The sequence below is a fragment of the Nocardia nova genome, assembly GCF_002933465.1.
GTDB classification, from domain to species: domain Bacteria; phylum Actinomycetota; class Actinomycetes; order Mycobacteriales; family Mycobacteriaceae; genus Nocardia; species Nocardia nova_B.
Genome location: NZ_PSZE01000018.1, coordinates 81,768 through 100,240, shown reverse-complemented (window position 1 = coordinate 100,240; position 18,473 = coordinate 81,768). Strand labels below are relative to the sequence as shown.

Genomic DNA, 18,473 nt, shown 5'->3' with positions numbered 1-18,473 from the left:
GAAGGGAATTGCGAGGGCCTTCGAAGGTGGCCGGCGGCTCGACTCAGCCGCGTCCGAGTTGAATTGCCTTGATCAGGAGCAGGATTGCGCCGACGATCAGGTAGGTGCGCAGGGCGAGCATGCCGAGTTTGGTGGCTGCGGACCAGGTGACGGGTTCGAGCAGGGTCAGTGGGGGCATGCGCCAGTGATCGCGGTCGGTGTGGTCGGCCACCGGTGCCGGCGGTGGGGTGGGTGTGCGGTGTTGGATCCATTTGAGCCCCGCGGCGGCGATGGCCGTGAGGGCGACCAGCGTGCCGGTGAGCCATTCGGCGGTGGCGACGACGTCGATGTCGGGGAAGAGGGTGGTGGCCATCAGGATTCCGGAAAGCAGGAGTAGGACGGCGACGATGATTCCGGCGAGGATGTTGAGCCAGGTGCGGTTGACCCAGGGGCCGAGGACTTGGGGGTCGTTGCACAGCAGGAGCAGGAAGACGCTGGCGCTGGGTAGCAGCAGGCCGGCGAGGGCTTGGACCGCGGTGGTGATCAATCCGAGGGGGGCTCCCGGGATGAGGACGATGGCTGCGGCGAGGGTGACCATGGCGATATAGGACAGGTAGAACTGTTTGGCGTCGCGGAAGCCGCGGTGCAGGGAGTGTTTGATGCCGAAGACGTCGCCGAAGGCGTAGCTGGTGGCGAGGGTGACCGCGGCCGCGCCGATGATGGAGGCGTCGAGGAGCACGATCGCGAAGATCGGTCCGAGGGCTCGGTTGATGTCGCCGAGTAGGTGGGCGATTTCTCCGGCGTCGGTGAATTGCCCGCTTGTTCCGGTGGTGCGGGCGGCGTAGTCGGCGGTCATCATGAGTGCCGCTGCGCCGATGACGACGACAACGGCGCCGAGTGTGGTGTCGGCGCGTTCGTAGCCGATGAAGCGTGGGGTGATGCGTTTGTCGACGATGTTGGATTGCTGGAAGAACAACTGCCAGGGCGCGACGGTGGTGCCGACGATGGCGATGATCAGCAGCACCGCATCGGAGGTGACGCCGCCGCGCACGCCCGGGACGGCGAAATCCTTTGCCGCGCGACCCCATTCGGGATGTGAGAGCAGCAGCATGGGGATTTGCAGCAAGGTGATGGCGATGAAGACGAACATCGCGCGTTCCCAGCGGCGGAAGCTCCCGCTGGCCATGATCGTCACGAGTGCGACCGCGGCGGTCGGGACGACGATGTATTTGGAGATGCCGATGTAGTCCGCGGCGAGGGTGACACCGATGAATTCGGTGATGATGGTCAGGAAGTTGAGGACGAACAGGTCTCCGACGGAGAACCAGCCCCAGCCGCGGCCGAAGCGTTCGTTGATGAGCCGGGCGTGGCCGACGCCGGTGACCGCGCCGAGGCGGACGACCATTTCCTGGTTCACGATCAGTACCGGGATCAGCAGTAACAGCACCCAGAGCAGGCTGTAGCCGTAGTTCTGCCCGGCTTGTGCGTAGGTGGCCACGCCGCCGGCGTCGTTGTCGCCGACCATCACGATCAGGCCGGGGCCGACGATGGCCAGCAGTGTCAGTGCGCGTGTGCGGAAGGTGCGGGGGTGGTCGCTGTCGCTGAGCTGGATCCGGCCGAGAGCGCCCTCGATATCGCCGAGGTGCGCCGAGTCCAAGACCGCCGAGCGAGGCGGCACCGGCGGCGTGCTCGCGGGCGGCACCGGATGGGGCGTCGGCGTGGGTTGTGGTGCGGTGGAACCGGTTTCGTGCGCGTCGGTCATAACGGTAGGTCGTGGTTCGTAGCGTCGGCGGCCGGTTCGATGTCGCGGATCGGGCGGGGCGCGGGTTCTCGGCGCCGCCAATCGTCGGGGATCGTGGCCTCCAGGACGTCGTCGACGGTGACCACGCCCAGCACGCGGTCGGTGTCGTCGACCACCGGTAGCGCGTACAGGTTGTAGTCGGCCATCAGTAACGCGATATCGGTCAGGTCGGCGTCCGCGGTGACCCGGACCGGGTCGGCATCCATCACCTCCGACACCGTGCGGGCGGGTTCGCTCTGCAACAGGGTGATCACCGATACCACGCCCACCAATCGTCCCTCGTCGATGACATGGATTTTCAACAGCGCCTCGGACTGCAGGCCGTGCGCGTCGGAGATAATTGAGAGTGCTTGTGCCGCAGTAGTATTCGGTGCGCAGGTGGCGAAGTCGACGGTCATCAGGCCGCCGGCGCTGTCGGGATTGAATCCCATCAGGGTGATCACCTTGGTGCGCTGCCCGGCGGGCATCAGATCCAGGACCCGCCGTCGGCGGGATTGGCGGAGATCGGTGACCGCGTCGGCGGCGTCGTCGGCGCGCATGCGGCCCAGCAGCGCGGCCACCTCCGTATCGGGCATGTCTTTGAGCAGGCGGCTGGCTTCGTCGGGGTCCAGTTCTTCGAAGACGTCGGCTTCCAGCTCCGGGTTGTCGTGCACGCGGTCGAGGATTTCGCCCTGTTCGTTTTTGGTGGCGTCTTCGAGTAGGTCGGCGATCTGCGCCGGTTTCAACGCGCCGACCCGGCCACTGAGACGGCGCACGGTGATCGAACCGGGGTGCCCGATCAGCGGCTCGAACGCCTTCCAATCCCGGGACGCATGTCCGGCGCCGGTCTTGACCAGCCCGAACAACCGGGCGGGACGCCGGGTATCGAGGCGCGCCAGAACCCAGCCCGAGCCGGTGTCGTCCAGTTCGACGTCGTAGGCGCGCACCAGCTCCGCCGCCGAGACGTCGATCAGCCGATGCCCGAGAATGTCGGCGCGCAGCAGCACCTCGCCCTCGCGGCGTTCGAAACCGCGCAGGTCGACTTTGTTGACTGCCAACAGGATTCGGTCCACGGTGAAATCGTGGATGGTGTCGGCGGCGACGAAGACGGTGCGACCGCCCATCCCGACCACCGCGCCGGTCACCGGCGGATAGGCGTCCCCGCCGGGAAGACGGACGATCAGGTCCTCCACCCGGCCGATCGTCTCGCCGGATTTCGCGATCACCGGAGCCTTCAGTAGCTGCGACAGATGTAGGGTGCCGCCCGTTGTTGTCGAGCCGGCCGAAAGGTCTTCGCTCATGTCCAACTCCCACCTCGCCGACCGACACCGATGATGTGATCCGGATTCTGCACCGTCTGGGTCACGCCGGCGACTACGCGACGCCGACATTTACCTGAACGATGGATGCCGCGCCGGGGCAGGGTAGAGGTGGAGGACATGCCGACCGGTCAGACACCGTCGACCGAGAGGGTGGCCTGCATCAGGTTCATCGCCGCGGCGCAGGGGTCGGGCCGGTCGGTGTGGTCGCGGTTGTTCACCCACCAGGTCACGGTTCCGGTATCGGCGACCGTGACCGCGCAGCTGCCGGGGTCGCGGGGAGTGCGCCAGTACATTCCGCCGAAGCGTTTGATCACGATCTTCTCGACCCGATACCCCTGCTGGTTGGCCACGTCCACGTCGCGGGCGAGGGTGTCGCCGCGCAACCACGCGTAGGTGAGCTCGGCTGTGCCGGCGCCGGGGTAGGTAGCGCGCCACCCGCCGCCCTCGGATTCCACGGCGGGCACCCGCAGCGTGGCGGCGATGACCGAATCGGACAGCGGACCGCAGCCGGCCAACAGGTTGGGATCGTCGACGGGCCGCACGGCGGCATTCTGCTGTGTGTGGCTCGAGCATCCGGCCGTCACGCAGATCGTGGCAATCAGTGCGGCGGCGAACGGCCCGATCCCTCGCATACCGCGCACCGTGCCGCCGGCAGCGCGTCCGCCGCAAGGTGCGGATGACAATCCATACGGATCCTTAGCGCCGCGCGACGGTTGACCGAGACTCCGCGTTGTTGTCGGTGGAACGCGTATCGATGTCCGGGTACTCAGTGTGTGTGTCGTCGGATTCGGCCGTGAGCGACGAGTTCGATGGTGACCGCGACCGCACAGGATTGCGCGAGGAGCAGGCCGAGGAGAACCAGTATTTGGACGCGGCCGCGCGGACAGCGGAGCCGCTGGCGATAAGGACGCCGACGAATGCGCCCGGCAGCGTGACCAATCCGACCGTGCGGGTTTGGTCGACGCCTGGCAGCAGGGCGTCGGCTGCTGTGGATCTGATGATTTCCAGGCGTGCGTGGCGGTCGGTGAATCCCAAGGCCATAGCCGCCTCGATCTCGCCGCGCCGGTCGTGAACGGCGTCGAGGGCACGGCGTGCCGCCAGTGAGGTTGCGGTCATGGCGCCGCCGAGGATGATGCCACCGACGGGGACGACCGCAGGCCCTGCGAGGGGAACGACCCCGCTGAGAAGCATCAGCGGCAGGACCGCAGCCCATCCGGTCGCGAGGGCTGCGGCCAGCCATGCTCCGGAGCGTCCGGCTCGTGCTCGGCGGGAGGAGGTGAACACCGCGGCCGCGAACATCACGCCCAGAACGAGAAACGAGGACCACAGATGGCGCAGGGCTGCGGCGAGCACGAGCGCGACCACACTCAGTTGCACGATCGCGCGAACTGCTGCACCGGGCACGATCAGCATCGAGCCCAGATATGCGAGCCGGTACACCGCTGCCGATGTGGCAACGAGCACCAGGCACAACACTGCCAAACCTACTCCGGGCGACGCGACGCTCACCGTGATCATTCTGCCGCTGCCGGTGCGAGTGGGAGGCTCGGCGCGGCGCGCGTCAAGAACGACCGCGTACCCCGATCCTGGAACGCGATCGATGGGCGCGTTGACGAGCCAGTCCAGCGGATTACCCCGGTTTCGACCGATTGGTTCGTCGAATGCGGGTGTGGGATTCCCTGCGGGAACACACCGCCTCCGTTCGCGGATCGCAGGTTCGACGCGATACCCACACCGGTAGCGCCGTCAGAACCCGAACGGCCCGCCAATACTCGCACCACCGTCCGAACCTGGTTAAAGAGACTGCCGATCCAGCAACACGCTGAGGACCGAGGCGGTTCCGGCCACGGGGGATTTCACCTGCGCTGGATGGGCGAGCGGCCCTCTACCCGGTCCCCCAATTTGCGACACAAAATTCACAAGATCAATTCAGGAGAGAAGGCAATTACACCTTGTATATGGGGCTATTGGCCGTCTACTCTGGGCAAGTAGCGACTGAATGTTCACAAATGAGGTGTTGTAGATCCCTAGAGATCGCCATGCCGCCGCCGGCCTACCACGTCGCCGGCACGGCAAACCCGGAGGTAATGATGCTGAACGAGCTGGAGATACTGCACTCGCTGCGCGCCGAGGGGGTTGCAGGCGGCACGGCCCTCGCCGAACGGGCCGGGCGGGGCGGTGACCTCAGGGCTTTCGCGCGGCCGAGGTACTACAGCTACCACGACATCTGGACACAATTGCGTCAGCACCCCAGATTGATCCGGGGCCGCGAACAAGGCGTACACGACGAGGGGTGACGCCCTCGGTTCAGGTGGTCTCCGCGATGTCGACACACGACGACTCGGATCAGCAATGGTGCCGGGTGGAAATCATGCTCGCAGGGTCGGCCTTGGAATTTCGTGCAACGCTCCAACAGGCTCGCAATTTCGTTACCGCGCTTCGACAGTGGCCTTCGGGCCTGCGTGCCCACATCTGTAGCGATTGCTGTATGGACCTGCCACTGCTACCGTGCGCACAGCTGTGGGTTGAGGGCCCGGCCAGTATAGGTCGGTCACTTCCTCGGCGCTAAGAGCACGCTGGCCGGGCCTCCCGGGATAGCGGGACATCGGTGACACATCTGAAGAAGATCGCAGTCGAGCAGTGTTGCTTCCGGTTGAAAGCTGGATCAGGCTCGCTTTCCGTAAATTCTGCTTGCTGAATGGTGCAGTCGCTCAGCAGGGTTCATTCGCGGAGCAGGTCGAGGTAGGCGCGACCGACTTTCCGGACAGCGCACGCATGTCAATGGGGACGTGAATTTTTCACGTGCTGCCGACAACGCAACGCGCGTCATCAGTGGGACCGTAGCGCCGGCGGCGTGACGCTTCGGTGCTTGCCGGCGAGCGGAAGAACCCGCACGAGCTTCTTGCGTTTAGGCAGCGACGGCTTGGTGGCTGCGCCGCGCCACCGAAACGCGGTGGCGCGGCGCGATTCACGGAACAGGCTCGCTGGCGGAGTTATTCGGCGGGCAGGATCGTGACGGTGGCGTTGGTGCCGTCGACCTCAACATAAGCACCATCGGGGATCTTGCGGGTCGCATCGGTCGCGGAGACGATACAGGGGATTCCCAGTTCCCGGCTGACGATGGCGGCGTGGGAGAAGGGCGCGCCCACATCGACGACGACGCCGGCCGCGGCGACGAACAGCGGCGTCCAGGATGGGTCCGTGATCGGGGCGATGAGGATGTCGCCCGGTTCGAGCGCGGAAGGGTCGTCGGCAGAGGTGAGGACGCGGGCACGGCCGCGGGCGACACCCGAACAGCCGGAGACTCCCGACAGTGTGGCGCCGACCTCGAGCGCAGTGCTCTCGCGCTCGGAGCGACGCTTCCAGGTGTCGACAGCCGGGGGAGCGCCGGCGACGACGAACGGGGGTTCGCGGTCGAACAGGTCGAGGTAGGCGGCCTCGCGCTCGCGCAGCACTGTGGTGTACTTCTGCGGATCCGCGAGGTAGTCGTCGAGTTCGTCGGCGAAGAGCATGAAGAAGTGTTGTGGCGCGTCCAGCGCACCGGCCGCCACCCCTCGCCGTCCGAGTTCGAGTGCGGGCAGCCGGATTTCGTGGATGACCATTGCCGCGGTTGTGCGGGCTCGCTCGCGCCCGCGCAACCACAGGGCGGCCGCGGCCAGTGTCGCTTCGAACTGGGCACTGAGTTCGGCGTCGGCGGCGACCAGTTCGCGGATGGTGGCAGTGGCGGATTCGCGCTCCCGGGCCCGGGCGTCGTTCTTGGCGTCGGGCGCTTCGGCATCGCTGACCTGACGCATTCGATCGATGGTGGCAAGTGCCAATTCGGGCTTGACCCCCCAGGTCGCTGCGCGGATCTCCCATTCGGCGGGGCCACGGAAGTCCCAGTCGGACAAGAAAGTGTCGAGATCGGCAGCGAACTGCTTGACGGCGGGGTCCGTGGCGGATCCGAGACGGTCGTACAGTCCGTCGAGACCGCCGTCGAACACCTCGGCTACCGCCGGGGCTTGGGCTGCGCGACTCAACGTCCACATCCGGGTGGACGGGCCGGTGGAATCTACGTCACCGATGCCGCTGACCAGGCTGAGAGCAAGTTCGGGGCGTCCGACCGCGGTGGCGATTTGTCCTATCGCGCCGAGGCCGACGCCGCATTTGAGGCTCGCTTCGATGTGGTGTTTGAACAGGGGGCGCAGGATGTAATCGAACGATGTCAGGCGCTCCCGCAGTTCCCTGTCGCTGAGTGAAGTCATCTCGGGCCGGTTGGCGCGGATTTCGAGCACTTCGCGCCGGTCGTTGTCGTACTCGGTCAGGGCGGTCGCCCCGATAACTTCTTCCAGCAACCACGCGCCCGCGGCCTGCTCGTGCTCCGGGCTCTCGTCGAAGTCGCGTCGCTCGGACTCGTAACTGGGGATGCCGGGCATATCGCCGAAATACTGCAAGTCCACCGCCTCAGGCGACATACCCGGCACGCGGACGCCGAACAGCCGCATCAGCGACATGTTGATATAGAGGTAGCTGCCGAAGGCGGGGAGGATGTTCTTGTCCGCGGCGCGGTCGTACAGCTCGTGATCCCAGACTCGGCACGCGACGAAGGCGTCACGCCAGCCTGGCTCCAGGTTGTGCTGGAAGCCGGCCGAGGCGTTCAGAGGGCTGATCGGGTCGGGGAAGATCTCCCCGACGTTGGCCCGGGAGTACAACGGAAACACTTTCGACGCATCGTCGTCAATGGGCCAGGGGGCCATCTGAAGCCTTCTTTCCACACGTGGTCGGCACCTAGGGTCGGCGTCGAGCTTTTAGCGACTGTCTAGTCACAGTTTGCTGTGATAGCAGTCACTGTGTCAAGCGGTCTCGTGGGAATTTCTCCCCACCGCTGACGTGTCCATCTTGCAGGTCGAAGACCACTCTGAACGCATTTTCGACCTCTATCTGCGGTCTTTCTGTGAACTCGTGATGTGCGCGGCGTCGAAGCCTGATCGTGACAGGGTGAGACTAGTATGTGAACATATAGTCACAATTAATGGCTGTCAGTCGTGTTCGAGTGGAGCGGCGGAGAAGGGATCGACGAGATGCGGATCATGGTCACCAACGACGATGGGATCGGCTCGTCCGGATTGCGGACGCTGGCACGGCAGTTGCACGCGGCGGGCTACGAGATCGAGGTGGCCGCGCCGTTGACCGACCACAGTGGTAGCGGCTCCTCTCTGGGGACCCTGGAGCACGGCGCCGAGATCGCCTATCAGGAGACGCGATTTCCCGAGCTGCCTGAGGTGCGGGTGATCGGGTTCGATGCCCCGCCTGCTTTCGGTGTGATGGCCTACCGATTCGGCCTGTTCGGGCCCCCGCCCGAGCTTGTGGTCAGCGGAGTCAACCCAGGGCACAACACCGGCCGGCTGGTTCTGCATTCGAGCACGGTCGGCGCCGCGCTGTGCGCGACCGCGCTTGGCCTCCGGGCTGTTGCTGTCAGCTGTGGGTTCGCTCCCGTCCACCGTTTCGATACTGCGGCCGCGGTGGCCGTTGCTGCTGTGGGGTGGCTTGCGGACCGTCCCGAGCCCACGATGCTCAACCTCAACGTCCCCGATGTCGAGCTGCAGGAAATCAAGGGAGTGCGCACCACGACCCTCGCGCCGCGCGGGCTGATGGGCCTGAGCCTCGAACGTTCAACCGAGGCAATCCGCCTGCTGCGTTTCGACAATACCGAGCGACTCGGCGTCGGTACGGATTCCGCCGCCGTCCGGGACGGTTTCGTGGCGCTGAGTGTCTTGCGCGGCGTCGCCACCGAGAGTGGGCCGGACGGACACGACGCTGCCTCAGCGATCGAGGACACCCTTCTGGGCCGCCCCCTTCCGGTATCGGCCCACGACTAGAACCGCTCCATCACGGACCAAAGGAGAGAAGGGCCCACGCACTCCGTGGGCAGCGACGCTCTGTTCGGTCTGCTGCGTGCCCTATCTGCGCTGGTCGGGCACATAGTCTCCAATCCTGCTCAACGGCGAGGTGATCCGCCTCGACGGCGCGATCCGGATGGCGCCGAGGTAGTACGACACCAGTGGAAGCGAGAAGGCGGTACCGGTAAACCTGGTACCGCCTCCCGCGTTTTCGGCGCCGGTCCGGGGGCCAAGGTCACAACCAGAGCGTGGCATCGATCGACGACGAAGATCCGGGTGCCGCACGAGTTCATGTGTGCGGCGCCCGGATCACGTCTGTCGACCTGGCGAGTGGGTCAGCCTTCGTCGTGCTGACCGCGGGTGCGGTCCAAGCTCAGCAGCAGATCTTGGTGGAGTTCCATCCAAATGTCGTGGTAGCTGTTGTACATCGGTCGGGCGAAGGCGGCATTGTCGCCACCGCGGACGCGGTCGAGCGCGGCACTGAGGCGGTTGCGGTAGCGCCCGAATCGGGGAAGCTGGCTACCCAAGGTGAGCAGGCTGGGTTCGAGTTCCTTGTCCACCTCGGTCAGTCGCGCGATGACGCGTTGGTCGTAGTCGGCGTCGCTGTGGTCGTTGGGTTCGGTCTCCGAACGCATTTGCCAGTCTCGGCAGATTTCCTTGAACTGGCCGTTCACCGGCAAGAACGACTCGTAGAAGGCCTCGATCTGCGGGCGAGCGCTGGCAGTCTCCGGGTCGGCGAGAAGGAGATTCTGGTGTTTGTCACGCCCGGCAGGAGTCAGCGTCGAACCAGCTAGGCGGCCTTCTCGACGGGTCACCAGCCCCTGCTCGATCAGCGGCGCAAGCTGATCGGTCAGTTCGGGCGCGGGGACTCCGGACAGTTCGGCCAGCACTTCGTCGTTGGACAGTCCTTTGACACGGAGTGCGTGCAACAGGTCGAACGTCTCGGGCATCATTGCCTCCTGGGTGTCGGGTGTCATCGGGACACAGATCGCGCGGCCAGGTAGTCGGCGCGCAGGTTCTTTTTATTGAGTTTGCCGGTATCCGTGCGGGGCAGCGCCTCGACGAACTCGATCGTCTTCGGCGCTTTGAACGCTGCCATGGCGGCGCGGCAGTGCTCGATCAGCGCGCGAGCGGTCTGCGCGTCGCCCGCTCGGCCTGGGCGAAGTTCTACCAGGGCGGTCACCCGTTCGCCGAACTCCGGATCCGGAACGCCGAAGACCGCGGCATCGGCCACATCGGGATGGGTAACGAGTACTTCCTCGATCTGCTCGGGATAGATATTGACGCCACCGGAGATGATCATGAAGCTCTCGCGGCCCGCGAGGTAGAGAAATCCTTCGTCGTCGACGTATCCGGAATCGCCCATGCTGCGCCACGTGCTGCCATCGGTGGCCTCGTCGGTGTTGCGGTATGCCGCGTCGGTGGGCCGGGCAAAGTAGACCCGACCAACCGCCCCGGTGGGTAGCGGTGTGCCGTCCCGATCGCCGATACGTACCTTCGTTGCGCCCAGTGGCCGGCCGACCGAACCAGGGTGGGTGCGCGACTCCTCGGCGGAGATATAGGTGTAGCCGTATCCCTCGGAAGCGCCGTAGTACTCGTGCAGAATCGTGCCCCACCAATCATTGATTTGCTCTTTGACCTCTACCGGGCACGGGGCGCCGGAGGTGACTGCGACTCGGTGGCTCGGAGCGAGTGGAATCCGCTCGCGGTCATCGAGCCGCAGAAGTCGCAGAAGCATGGTGGGTACCCATTGAGAGTGGGTGACCTGATACCGCTCGATGGCGGTCATCGCCGCCGCAGCGTCGAATCGCTCCATGCAGACGACCGTCCCGCCGGCAGCCAAGACCATCAGTTGGAAGGTGAACGGCGCGGCGTGATAGTTGGGCGCCGGGGAGAGCAATACCGTGTCGGAATCGATCCCGAGCGCTTGTGCGAGCGGGCCGTGACGCGCTGGAGCCTGCGCGGGATGTACTCCTAGCAGTTGCTGGCGAAAGGCCTTGGGACGCCCTGTGGTGCCGCCGCTGTACATGACTCGTGCGCCTAGAGTCTCGTCGGCGATCGGGCTGTCAGGCTGATCGGCAATTGCGGTGGCCAGGTCCTCGAAGTTGTCATCTGCACCGTCCGCGCACAGCCGCACGACGCCCTCGCGCTCGCCCAGGGCTTCGGTGACGGCGTCACGCAACGGGGCGGTCGTGACGACAGCAGCCGGATCGGCCTCGGCGAACAACGCCGCCAACTCCGGGGCACTCAGATACCGGTTGACCGGGGTGACGAACATGCCCGAGCGCATACCCGCGGCGACTATCACCGGCCATTCGATCCGGTTTTCCATGACGATGAGCAGGGAAGTGCCGGCGGCGACCCCTCTGGCACGTAACAGGTGTGCAAGCTGGTTGGACTGACGGTCGAGCTCGGCGTAGGTCAGCGACGTCCCGGACGCCGCCATCACGAACGCAGTATCGTCCGGGCGCTCGGCTGCGATGATTGGGGGATACACATTACCTCTTTTGTGACTGGGTAGTCGCTTATCGGACTTCAGGCTAGCTTGCGCCCATGTCGGTCTACAAGGGATGTTTCCAAACTTCCCGTTCTGTGATTTAGTGAAGATACAGTCGCAAACTGGAAAGCTGAGTATCGGGAGGCCGAGATGGCAATCAGCAGTGACATCGATCTGATGGACCTGCGAGCCTTCGAGTGTGGTGAGGACGACCGGCTATTCGCACGCTTGCGTGACGAGGACCCGTTGCATTGGAACGAGGAGCCCGATGGGCCCGGTTTCTGGTCGGTCACCCGCTACGCCGATGTCAAAGCGGTCGCGGCCGACTACGCACGTTTCACTGTGGTCGAGGGTACCCAGATAGCAAGTCGTCGCGCCGAAGGTGAAGGTGGCCGCAGTATCCACCACGTCGACCCGCCCGAACACGGGCCGCTGCGCAAGATCGTGACTCCGCACGTGCGACCCTCGAAGGTGAAGGCGCTCGAAGCCGACATCACGGCGGTGATCGACATGTTGCTGGACAAGGCGGTCGGGGCTGGGCGGATCGACTTCGTCGCCGAGATCGCCGCGCAATTGCCGTTGGTCATGATCGGACGCCTGCTCGGGGCGCCGATCCAGGACTGCCCGCATCTGCTGCGGTGGACCAATCAGATGGCCTCGGAGGACCCGGATTACTCTGCCGGTCCCGAAACCGCGGTCCGCGCCCGCGACGAAGTCTTCGACTACTTCCGCGCGCTGGAAGCGCAACGACGCGAATGCCCCGCCGAGGATCTGGTCAGCGTGCTGACGGCGGCGGAGGTCGACGGCAAAAAGCTCGAGCGCGGTTATCTGGACGCCTACTACCTGATCCTGATGGTCGCCGGCAACGAAACCACCCGCAATCTGCTCAGTGGTGGCGTACTGGCCCTGCACGAGAACCCGCAATGGTGGGAGGTGATTCGGGAAAACCCGAACCGGATCCGGGTGCTGGTGGAAGAGATGATCCGTTTCGTGTCGCCCGTGCTGTCGATGCGCCGCACCGCGACCCGCGATGTCGAGATGCACGGCAAGACGATCAAGGCCGGCGACAAGGTCGTGATGTGGTTCTGCTCGGCCAACCGCGACGAGCGCGCCTTCACCGATGCGGACCTGTTCATCGGAGACCGCTTCCCCAACGAACACCTCGGTTTCGGATGGGGCGAGCACGCCTGTCTCGGCAACCACCTCGCACGCCTGGAAGCGCGGCTGCTGTTCACCCGCTTGATCGAACGCGGAATCGACGTGCGCGTCGTCGGCGAGCCGGCGCGCTTGCGCAGCAACTTCTTCCGTGGAATCAAGACGCTTCCGGTGGAGATGGAGCGAATCGATGGCTGAGTACGGACGAGCACGATCCCTCATCGCTGGCGAGTGGATCACTCCCGATGGAGACGGCATACCGGTGATCGACCCGTTCACCGAGCAACCTATCGGCGAGGTCGGCGAGTGTGGGCCCGACCTGGTCGCGCAAGCCGTCGCTGCTGCGGACGAGGCATCGGCAGGCTGGGCCGCTACCGCTGTCGAAGAGCGCGCCGAACTGCTCGAACGCGTCGCAGACAAGCTGTTGCGTGACACCGACACCATCGCTGGGCTGGTCAGTCAGGAGATGGGCATGCCCGTGGCGCTGTCACGGGCCACCCAGGCGGAGTTGCCGGCCGCCGTGCTCCGTGCCACTGCCGAGTCCGCGAGACAGTTTCCGTGGTCGGAGCTTATCGAAGGCGCCACCCTCGAACGCGGAGCCGCAGGGGTGGTCGCCGCGATCACGCCGTGGAATTTCCCGGTCCACCAAATCGTCGCGAAGGTTGCCGCCGCGCTGGCCGCAGGCTGCACTATCGTGCTCAAACCCTCCGAGCTGACCCCCTTCGACGCAGGCGTCCTTGCCGAATTGTTCCTTGAAGCCGGCTGTCCGCCCGGCGTGCTCAATATCGTCACCGGCACCGGGCCGGTGAGCGGTGCGGCGCTGGCCGGGCATCCCGGACTGGGACACGTCACGTTCACCGGGAGCGTGGGCGCGGGGCGCACCGTCGCGGGCTTGGCCGCACGTACCTTGACCCGTTGCACCCTCGAACTGGGTGGCAAATCGCCTGTGCTGTTGTTGCCGGATGCGGATATGGATGCCGCAGTCGAAGGAGCGCTCGGCAGCGGGCTGGTCAACTCCGGGCAGGCGTGCAATGCGACCACTCGCATGCTGGTGCCGGCCGCCGCCCTCGCCGACGTCGGCGCCTTGGTGCACGCCCACATCGAGCGATACACCCTGGGTGACCCAGCCGATCCGGCCACCCGGCTCGGCCCGTTGGCGTCGGCGCGTCAGCGCGACCGGGTGCTGGAATATATCGACGGCGCGATCGCTGCGGGAGCCACCCTGATAACCGGCTCCGCCAAGCCTTCCCAAGCCTGCGACCACGGCTATTTCGTCGACCCGACCGTCATCACCGATCTGGATGAGAACGCCCGAGCGGTGCGGGAGGAAATTTTCGGACCGGTCATCGTGATCCAGACTTATACCGATACCGACGACGCCGTGCGCATCGCCAACGACTGCGAGTACGGGCTCTCGGCCGAAATCTGGTCCGCCGACACCGACCGTGCCAAGACGGTGGCCAGCCGCCTGGACGTGGGACAGGTCAAGATCAACGGAGTACGCACCCGAACGCGGCCGTCCGTGCCGTTCGGCGGGCGCAAGAATTCCGGCTACGGCAGGGAGCTCGGCACGCTCGGCATCGAGGAGTTCATCGAGGTCCGGGCGGTGATGGCATGAGCGCCCCCATCGTGGTCACCGGCGGGTCCTCGGGCATAGGCCTGGCTCTGGTTCAACGCCTGCACGCTCGATCCGACGTCGTCGTCATCGACCGCAATATGTGCCCGGTCCCCGGGGTGGTTACCTTCACCTGCGATCTGGCCGATCCCACCGCGATCCACGCGACAACGAGCCAGCTGCCCGCCGCCCTCTCCGGACTGGCAAATGTGGCAGGGGTGCCCGGAACTGCCTCCCCACACACGGTGTTGGCGGTCAATGTGCTTGCCCCCCAACTATTGGTCGCTGATCTGCTAGGTCGCATGGGCGCAGGCGCCACGATTGTCAACGTCGCGTCGGTCGCCGCACATCGCAATACTCGGTCGCCTGAAGCAATCGCCGAACTGGCGGCCGCCCGCGGACTCGGCGAGCTCGACGAGTGGCTGCGGCGGCACCCGACCGACGGCCCCGCCGCCTACGACACCTCCAAGCGCGTATTGGTCGACTGGACCCGCGCGCTGGCCGCTCATCTGGTAGGACGCGGCATCCGGGCGCTGAGCATCAGCCCTGGCCCGGTCGAAACCCCGATCCTGGCCGATTTCACCGCCAGCATGGGGATCGAGGCGATGGAGCGTTCGGCGGGCGCGGTCGGCCGCCACGGACGACCCGAAGAGATCGCGGCGGTCATCGATTTCATGCTGTCGCCGGACGCCTCGTGGGTCAACGGCATCGATATACCCGTCGAGGGTGGCCTGTTCGCTACTCGCTCGGCGCCCTTTCCTGTTGCAGAAGGACTTCACCGATGAATGCATCCTCGCCACTGTCCGACGTCGTCGCGCTCGACGGTATGACACCGGGTACCAAAGAAACCCTCGGCGGCAAGGCCTACAGCGTCAACAAGATGCGGTCACTCGGGCTTCCGGTGCCACCGGCCTTCGCGCTGCCGACACATGTGTGCGCGAAGTACCACGACAACGGTCGCGTTTTGCCCGACACAGTGTGGCAGCAGGTCTTGCAGCAGATGGGAGAGCTGGAACGCCAGACGGGCCGCCGCTTCGGCGCAGGACCGTCACCCTTGCTGGTCTCGGTGCGCTCCGGCGCTGCCCAAAGCATGCCGGGCATGATGGACACGGTGCTGAACCTCGGATTGACACCCGAGTTGCGTGCGGCACTGGCCGCCGAGACCGGCGATCCAGAATGGGCGGAGGACACATGGAACCGCTTCCGAACGAGCTACGCCGCGATCGTCAGTAAGCAACCTGGCAGTGAGCCGCCGGCGGACCCGTATGAGCAGTTGCGGGCCGCTATCGGGGCGGTATTCGATTCCTGGACCAATGAGCGGGTGCGCGCCTACCGCGAGCGTCACGGCCTCGGCACCGGCGGCGGCACGGCAGTGACGGTGCAGGCCATGGTCTTCGGCAACCGTGACGAGTGCTCGGGCACCGGCGTCATGTTCAGTCGTGACCCGGCAACCGGCGCTGCCCGGCTCTACGGTGAGTGGCTGGCCCGGGCCCAGGGGGAGGACGTCGTTTCCGGCGAGAAGACACCTTCTCCGCTCGACACACTGCGCACCGAACGCGCAGACCTCTACGATGCGTTGGCGAACATCGCCTCGACACTGGAGGCAGAACACGCCGACCTGGTCGACATCGAATTCACAGTCGAAAGCGACCGGCTCTACGTGCTGCAGTGCCGTGCAGGCAAGCGGTCTCCGACCGCCGCAGTCCGAATCGCCGTAGAGTTCGTGCGCGCAGGCGCCATCGACAAGGAGGAAGCACTGCGCCGCATCTCGGCCGAACAGGCCGAAATGATCGCCGCGACCGGATCCGTTCACACCGATCGCGAGGTGCTGGCCTCGGGTATCGCGGCCGGCCCGGGCATCGCGGTCGGCCAGGCAGTCGCCGATCTCGACACCGCCCGAGAACTGGCCGCCGAGGGTGTGGCCGTGGTCCTGGTACGGCCGGCCACCGCGCCCGACGACGTTCCCGCAATGTTCGAATCGGCGGCCGTGGTAACCGAATTCGGTGGCGCGACGTCACATGCCGCACTGGTGTGCCGGGAAATCGGACTTCCGTGTGTCGTCGGCTGCGGTGAAGGAACGATGTCGACCCTCAACGGGCGGACCGTCACCGTCGACGGCACAACCGGCAGGATCTTCGACGGCAACGCCACCTCCACCGAGATCGCCGAGTACGACGAGTACCTGACCGAGTTGCTGTCGTATCTGCCTGTGCCCGTGCCCCGGGACCATCCTCTGGCGCCGCTCGCGCGCAGTCTCGAACGGGCGTAATGCTCATGGCCCCCAGAGCAGCTGAGCCCTCGACCGGTGCACTTGCACCGCGGCGGACGCGACACGCCGCCGGTCAACGGGACGCTACGGTTAGTGATAACTTCGTCGCAAACGAGCTTTCGGGTGAAAGGCGGACCATGACGCAGAACTCCGTTCCGGAACCGGCTCGTGCGTCCCGCACCGTTGACGACGCATTCACAGATGCGGGGCTCCTCGGTGCGGAGGCTCCGGTGGCCAAGCGTCCTAATCGCCGCGGCGAACAAACCCGCGCGAAGATCGTCCAGGCGGCCACTGAATGCTTCAGCGAATACGGATACACCCGCACTCGTATCTCCGACATCACCCACCGTGCGGATATCTCCCAGGGAAACTTCTACCGGCACTTCTCGAGCCTCGATGATGTTTTCCTCGCTGTCCTGCGGCCTGGCCTGGCCGAGCTGGCCGACGCAATGTCGCGACGGCTGTCGAACGAGGACGAAATGACGGTTCTCGTCGATGTGAACGTCGCATACCTTCACGCTTACTCGCGCCATCGCAAGGTGCTGCGCTTGTTACGTGAAGCGGCAGCCGCCAGCGCGAACGAAGGCTTCGCGCAGCTGTGGCTGAACATACGCGGCGACTTCGTGAAACGGATTCAACGCTGGCTGCAGCGGCTCCAGGACAACGGGCGCATCGGTGAGGCCGATACCGTACTGCTCGCCGAAACCCTGGGATGTATGACCGAGCAGATGGCCTACATCCATGTCGGCCTCGTCAACGCTACGCCGCGGCGTGAACGTATCGACGAACTCGGCAAGGCGATCGGCGAGGTCTGGTTCCGCGCGCTGCCACTCGTGCACGACGACAGAGCTTCGCTGTCCTGACCGCTCCGTTCCTCCCGAGACCTTTCCCGGCCCTGTAGGGCCATCGTGTCCGAAAGATGCCCTTTATGACCCGAACTCTTCCCTTGCTGGGTTACGCAATAACTGTGCGTCGTGTGATCGAGGAGACACCCGACGCGCGATCGATCGTTTTGTCGGTCCCCGCCGAACTGCGCGACAAGTTCGCCTACCGGCCCGGCCAGTTCCTCACAGTTCGGGTGCCCAGTGAACGCACCGGCTCGGTCGCGCGTTGCTACTCACTGGCGAGCTCGCCTCACACCGACGACGAACTCAAGGTAACGGTGAAGCGCGTCAGCGGCGGATACGGCTCGAACTGGCTCTGCGACAACGTCGATGAGGGTTCGCAACTTCATGTGCTGCCGCCCTCGGGCACCTTTGCCCCCGGCGACCTTCGCGGCGATTTCCTGCTGTTCGCCGCAGGCAGCGGCATCACCCCGGTCATGTCGATTCTCAAAAGCGTCCTCGCCCACGCCGACGGTCGGGTAGCACTGTTCTACGCCAACCGTGACCCGAGTTCAATCATCTTCGAGGCGGAGTTGCGAGGGTTGAGCGAGCGGTTCCCGGGACGCCTGACGGTGCAGCACTGGCTCGAAAGCGAACAAGGCCTGCCGACACCGGCGGGCATCGCCGAGTTTGCCCGCACACACTCCAGCCGTGACGCTTACCTGTGCGGGCCGGCCCCCTTCATGCAGGCAGTGGGCGAGGCGTTGCGCGATCTCGGTGTCGAGCGCTCGCGTATCCACGTGGAGGAGTTCATATCCCTGACCGGCGACCCCTTCCGTCCCGCCGCGCCACTCACCGATACAGGCAACGCCTCTACTGTGACCGTCCGACTGGACGGCGAGACCCATACCCTGGCCTGGCCGGCGTCGGCGAACCTCGTCGATGTCATGCTCGACGCCGGGATCGACGCACCGTTCTCGTGCCGCGAAGGCGACTGCGGTTCATGTATGTGTAGCCTCACCGCGGGCACTGTGGACCCTGGTCGCACCGAGGCGCTCGACCCGGACGATGTCGCCGACGGCTACATCCTCGCCTGCCAGGCCCGGCCCACAAGCCCCGAACTCGAAGTCGAGTTCTGAAGTGGCCCGCCCCC

Annotated in this window: 14 protein-coding genes and 2 pseudogenes; 9 read left to right on the top strand and 7 right to left on the bottom strand. The window is 65.5% G+C overall.

Annotated features, from left to right (window positions below):
• Positions 1–43: 43 nt before the first annotated feature.
• The 4 genes and pseudogenes from C5E41_RS21225 to C5E41_RS21210 form a co-directional block, all read right to left on the bottom strand.
• Complete coding sequence (locus tag C5E41_RS21225; protein ID WP_104377542.1) at positions 44–1,741, bottom strand: Nramp family divalent metal transporter; 1,698 nt, start codon at positions 1,739–1,741, stop codon at positions 44–46.
• A complete protein-coding gene (locus C5E41_RS21220; protein ID WP_104377541.1) occupies positions 1,738–3,060 on the bottom strand; it encodes a magnesium transporter MgtE N-terminal domain-containing protein in 1,323 nt (440 codons plus the stop codon). Before C5E41_RS21220 ends, C5E41_RS21225 begins: the two co-directional genes overlap by 4 nt.
• Positions 3,061–3,209: 149 nt before the next feature.
• On the bottom strand, positions 3,210–3,713 hold the full coding sequence (locus C5E41_RS21215) for a DUF3558 family protein (RefSeq protein ID WP_104377540.1): 504 nt from the start codon (positions 3,711–3,713) through the stop codon (positions 3,210–3,212).
• Between the two features lie 134 nt (positions 3,714–3,847).
• Positions 3,848–4,599 (bottom strand): annotated as a pseudogene (locus C5E41_RS21210) (ABC transporter permease).
• A 569-nt stretch (positions 4,600–5,168) separates the two neighbouring features.
• Between C5E41_RS21210 and C5E41_RS21205 the strand changes: the two are divergent.
• Positions 5,169–5,378, top strand: a complete 210-nt coding sequence (locus C5E41_RS21205) for a hypothetical protein (RefSeq protein ID WP_146097627.1) — start codon at positions 5,169–5,171, stop codon at positions 5,376–5,378.
• A gap of 696 nt (positions 5,379–6,074) precedes the next feature.
• On the opposite strand, the gene C5E41_RS21200 is transcribed toward C5E41_RS21205, so the two are convergent.
• Entirely contained in the window at positions 6,075–7,817 is a 1,743-nt protein-coding gene (locus C5E41_RS21200) for a PEP-utilizing enzyme (RefSeq protein WP_104377538.1), read from the bottom strand.
• Between the two features lie 288 nt (positions 7,818–8,105).
• Here C5E41_RS21200 and surE point away from each other — a divergent pair, with 288 nt between their 5' ends.
• A complete protein-coding gene (surE, locus tag C5E41_RS21195) occupies positions 8,106–8,939 on the top strand; it encodes a 5'/3'-nucleotidase SurE (protein WP_258081140.1) in 834 nt (277 codons plus the stop codon).
• A gap of 87 nt (positions 8,940–9,026) precedes the next feature.
• Positions 9,027–9,111: pseudogene (locus C5E41_RS36280) on the top strand (3-hydroxyacyl-CoA dehydrogenase); the annotation flags it as partial.
• A gap of 184 nt (positions 9,112–9,295) precedes the next feature.
• Here C5E41_RS36280 and C5E41_RS21190 read toward each other — a convergent pair.
• Positions 9,296–9,937 carry a MarR family transcriptional regulator gene (locus tag C5E41_RS21190; RefSeq protein ID WP_258081139.1) on the bottom strand — a complete coding sequence of 214 codons (642 nt, stop codon included), beginning with the start codon at positions 9,935–9,937 and terminating at the stop codon, positions 9,296–9,298.
• Positions 9,934–11,457: an AMP-binding protein gene (locus tag C5E41_RS21185; RefSeq protein ID WP_104377536.1), complete on the bottom strand. Its 1,524-nt coding sequence runs from the start codon at positions 11,455–11,457 to the stop codon at positions 9,934–9,936. Before C5E41_RS21185 ends, C5E41_RS21190 begins: the two co-directional genes overlap by 4 nt.
• 150 nt (positions 11,458–11,607) lie before the next feature.
• Here C5E41_RS21185 and C5E41_RS21180 point away from each other — a divergent pair, with 150 nt between their 5' ends.
• The 6 genes from C5E41_RS21180 to C5E41_RS21155 all read left to right on the top strand — a co-directional run bounded on the left by C5E41_RS21180 (position 11,608) and on the right by C5E41_RS21155 (position 18,459).
• The gene (locus tag C5E41_RS21180; RefSeq protein ID WP_104377535.1) at positions 11,608–12,810 is read left to right on the top strand and encodes a cytochrome P450; all 1,203 of its coding nucleotides are present in this window, start codon (positions 11,608–11,610) and stop codon (positions 12,808–12,810) included.
• A complete protein-coding gene (locus tag C5E41_RS21175; RefSeq protein WP_104377534.1) occupies positions 12,803–14,230 on the top strand; it encodes an aldehyde dehydrogenase family protein in 1,428 nt (475 codons plus the stop codon). Before C5E41_RS21180 ends, C5E41_RS21175 begins: the two co-directional genes overlap by 8 nt.
• Complete coding sequence (locus C5E41_RS21170; RefSeq protein ID WP_104377533.1) at positions 14,227–15,012, top strand: SDR family oxidoreductase; 786 nt, start codon at positions 14,227–14,229, stop codon at positions 15,010–15,012. The genes C5E41_RS21175 and C5E41_RS21170 overlap by 4 nt, the downstream gene beginning before the upstream one ends.
• The gene (locus C5E41_RS21165; RefSeq protein WP_104377532.1) at positions 15,009–16,496 is read left to right on the top strand and encodes a pyruvate, phosphate dikinase; all 1,488 of its coding nucleotides are present in this window, start codon (positions 15,009–15,011) and stop codon (positions 16,494–16,496) included. The genes C5E41_RS21170 and C5E41_RS21165 overlap by 4 nt, the downstream gene beginning before the upstream one ends.
• 137 nt (positions 16,497–16,633) lie before the next feature.
• A complete protein-coding gene (locus C5E41_RS21160) occupies positions 16,634–17,359 on the top strand; it encodes a TetR/AcrR family transcriptional regulator (RefSeq protein WP_104377531.1) in 726 nt (241 codons plus the stop codon).
• A 65-nt stretch (positions 17,360–17,424) separates the two neighbouring features.
• Entirely contained in the window at positions 17,425–18,459 is a 1,035-nt protein-coding gene (locus C5E41_RS21155) for a ferredoxin--NADP reductase (protein WP_104377530.1), read from the top strand.
• Positions 18,460–18,473 lie beyond the last annotated feature (14 nt).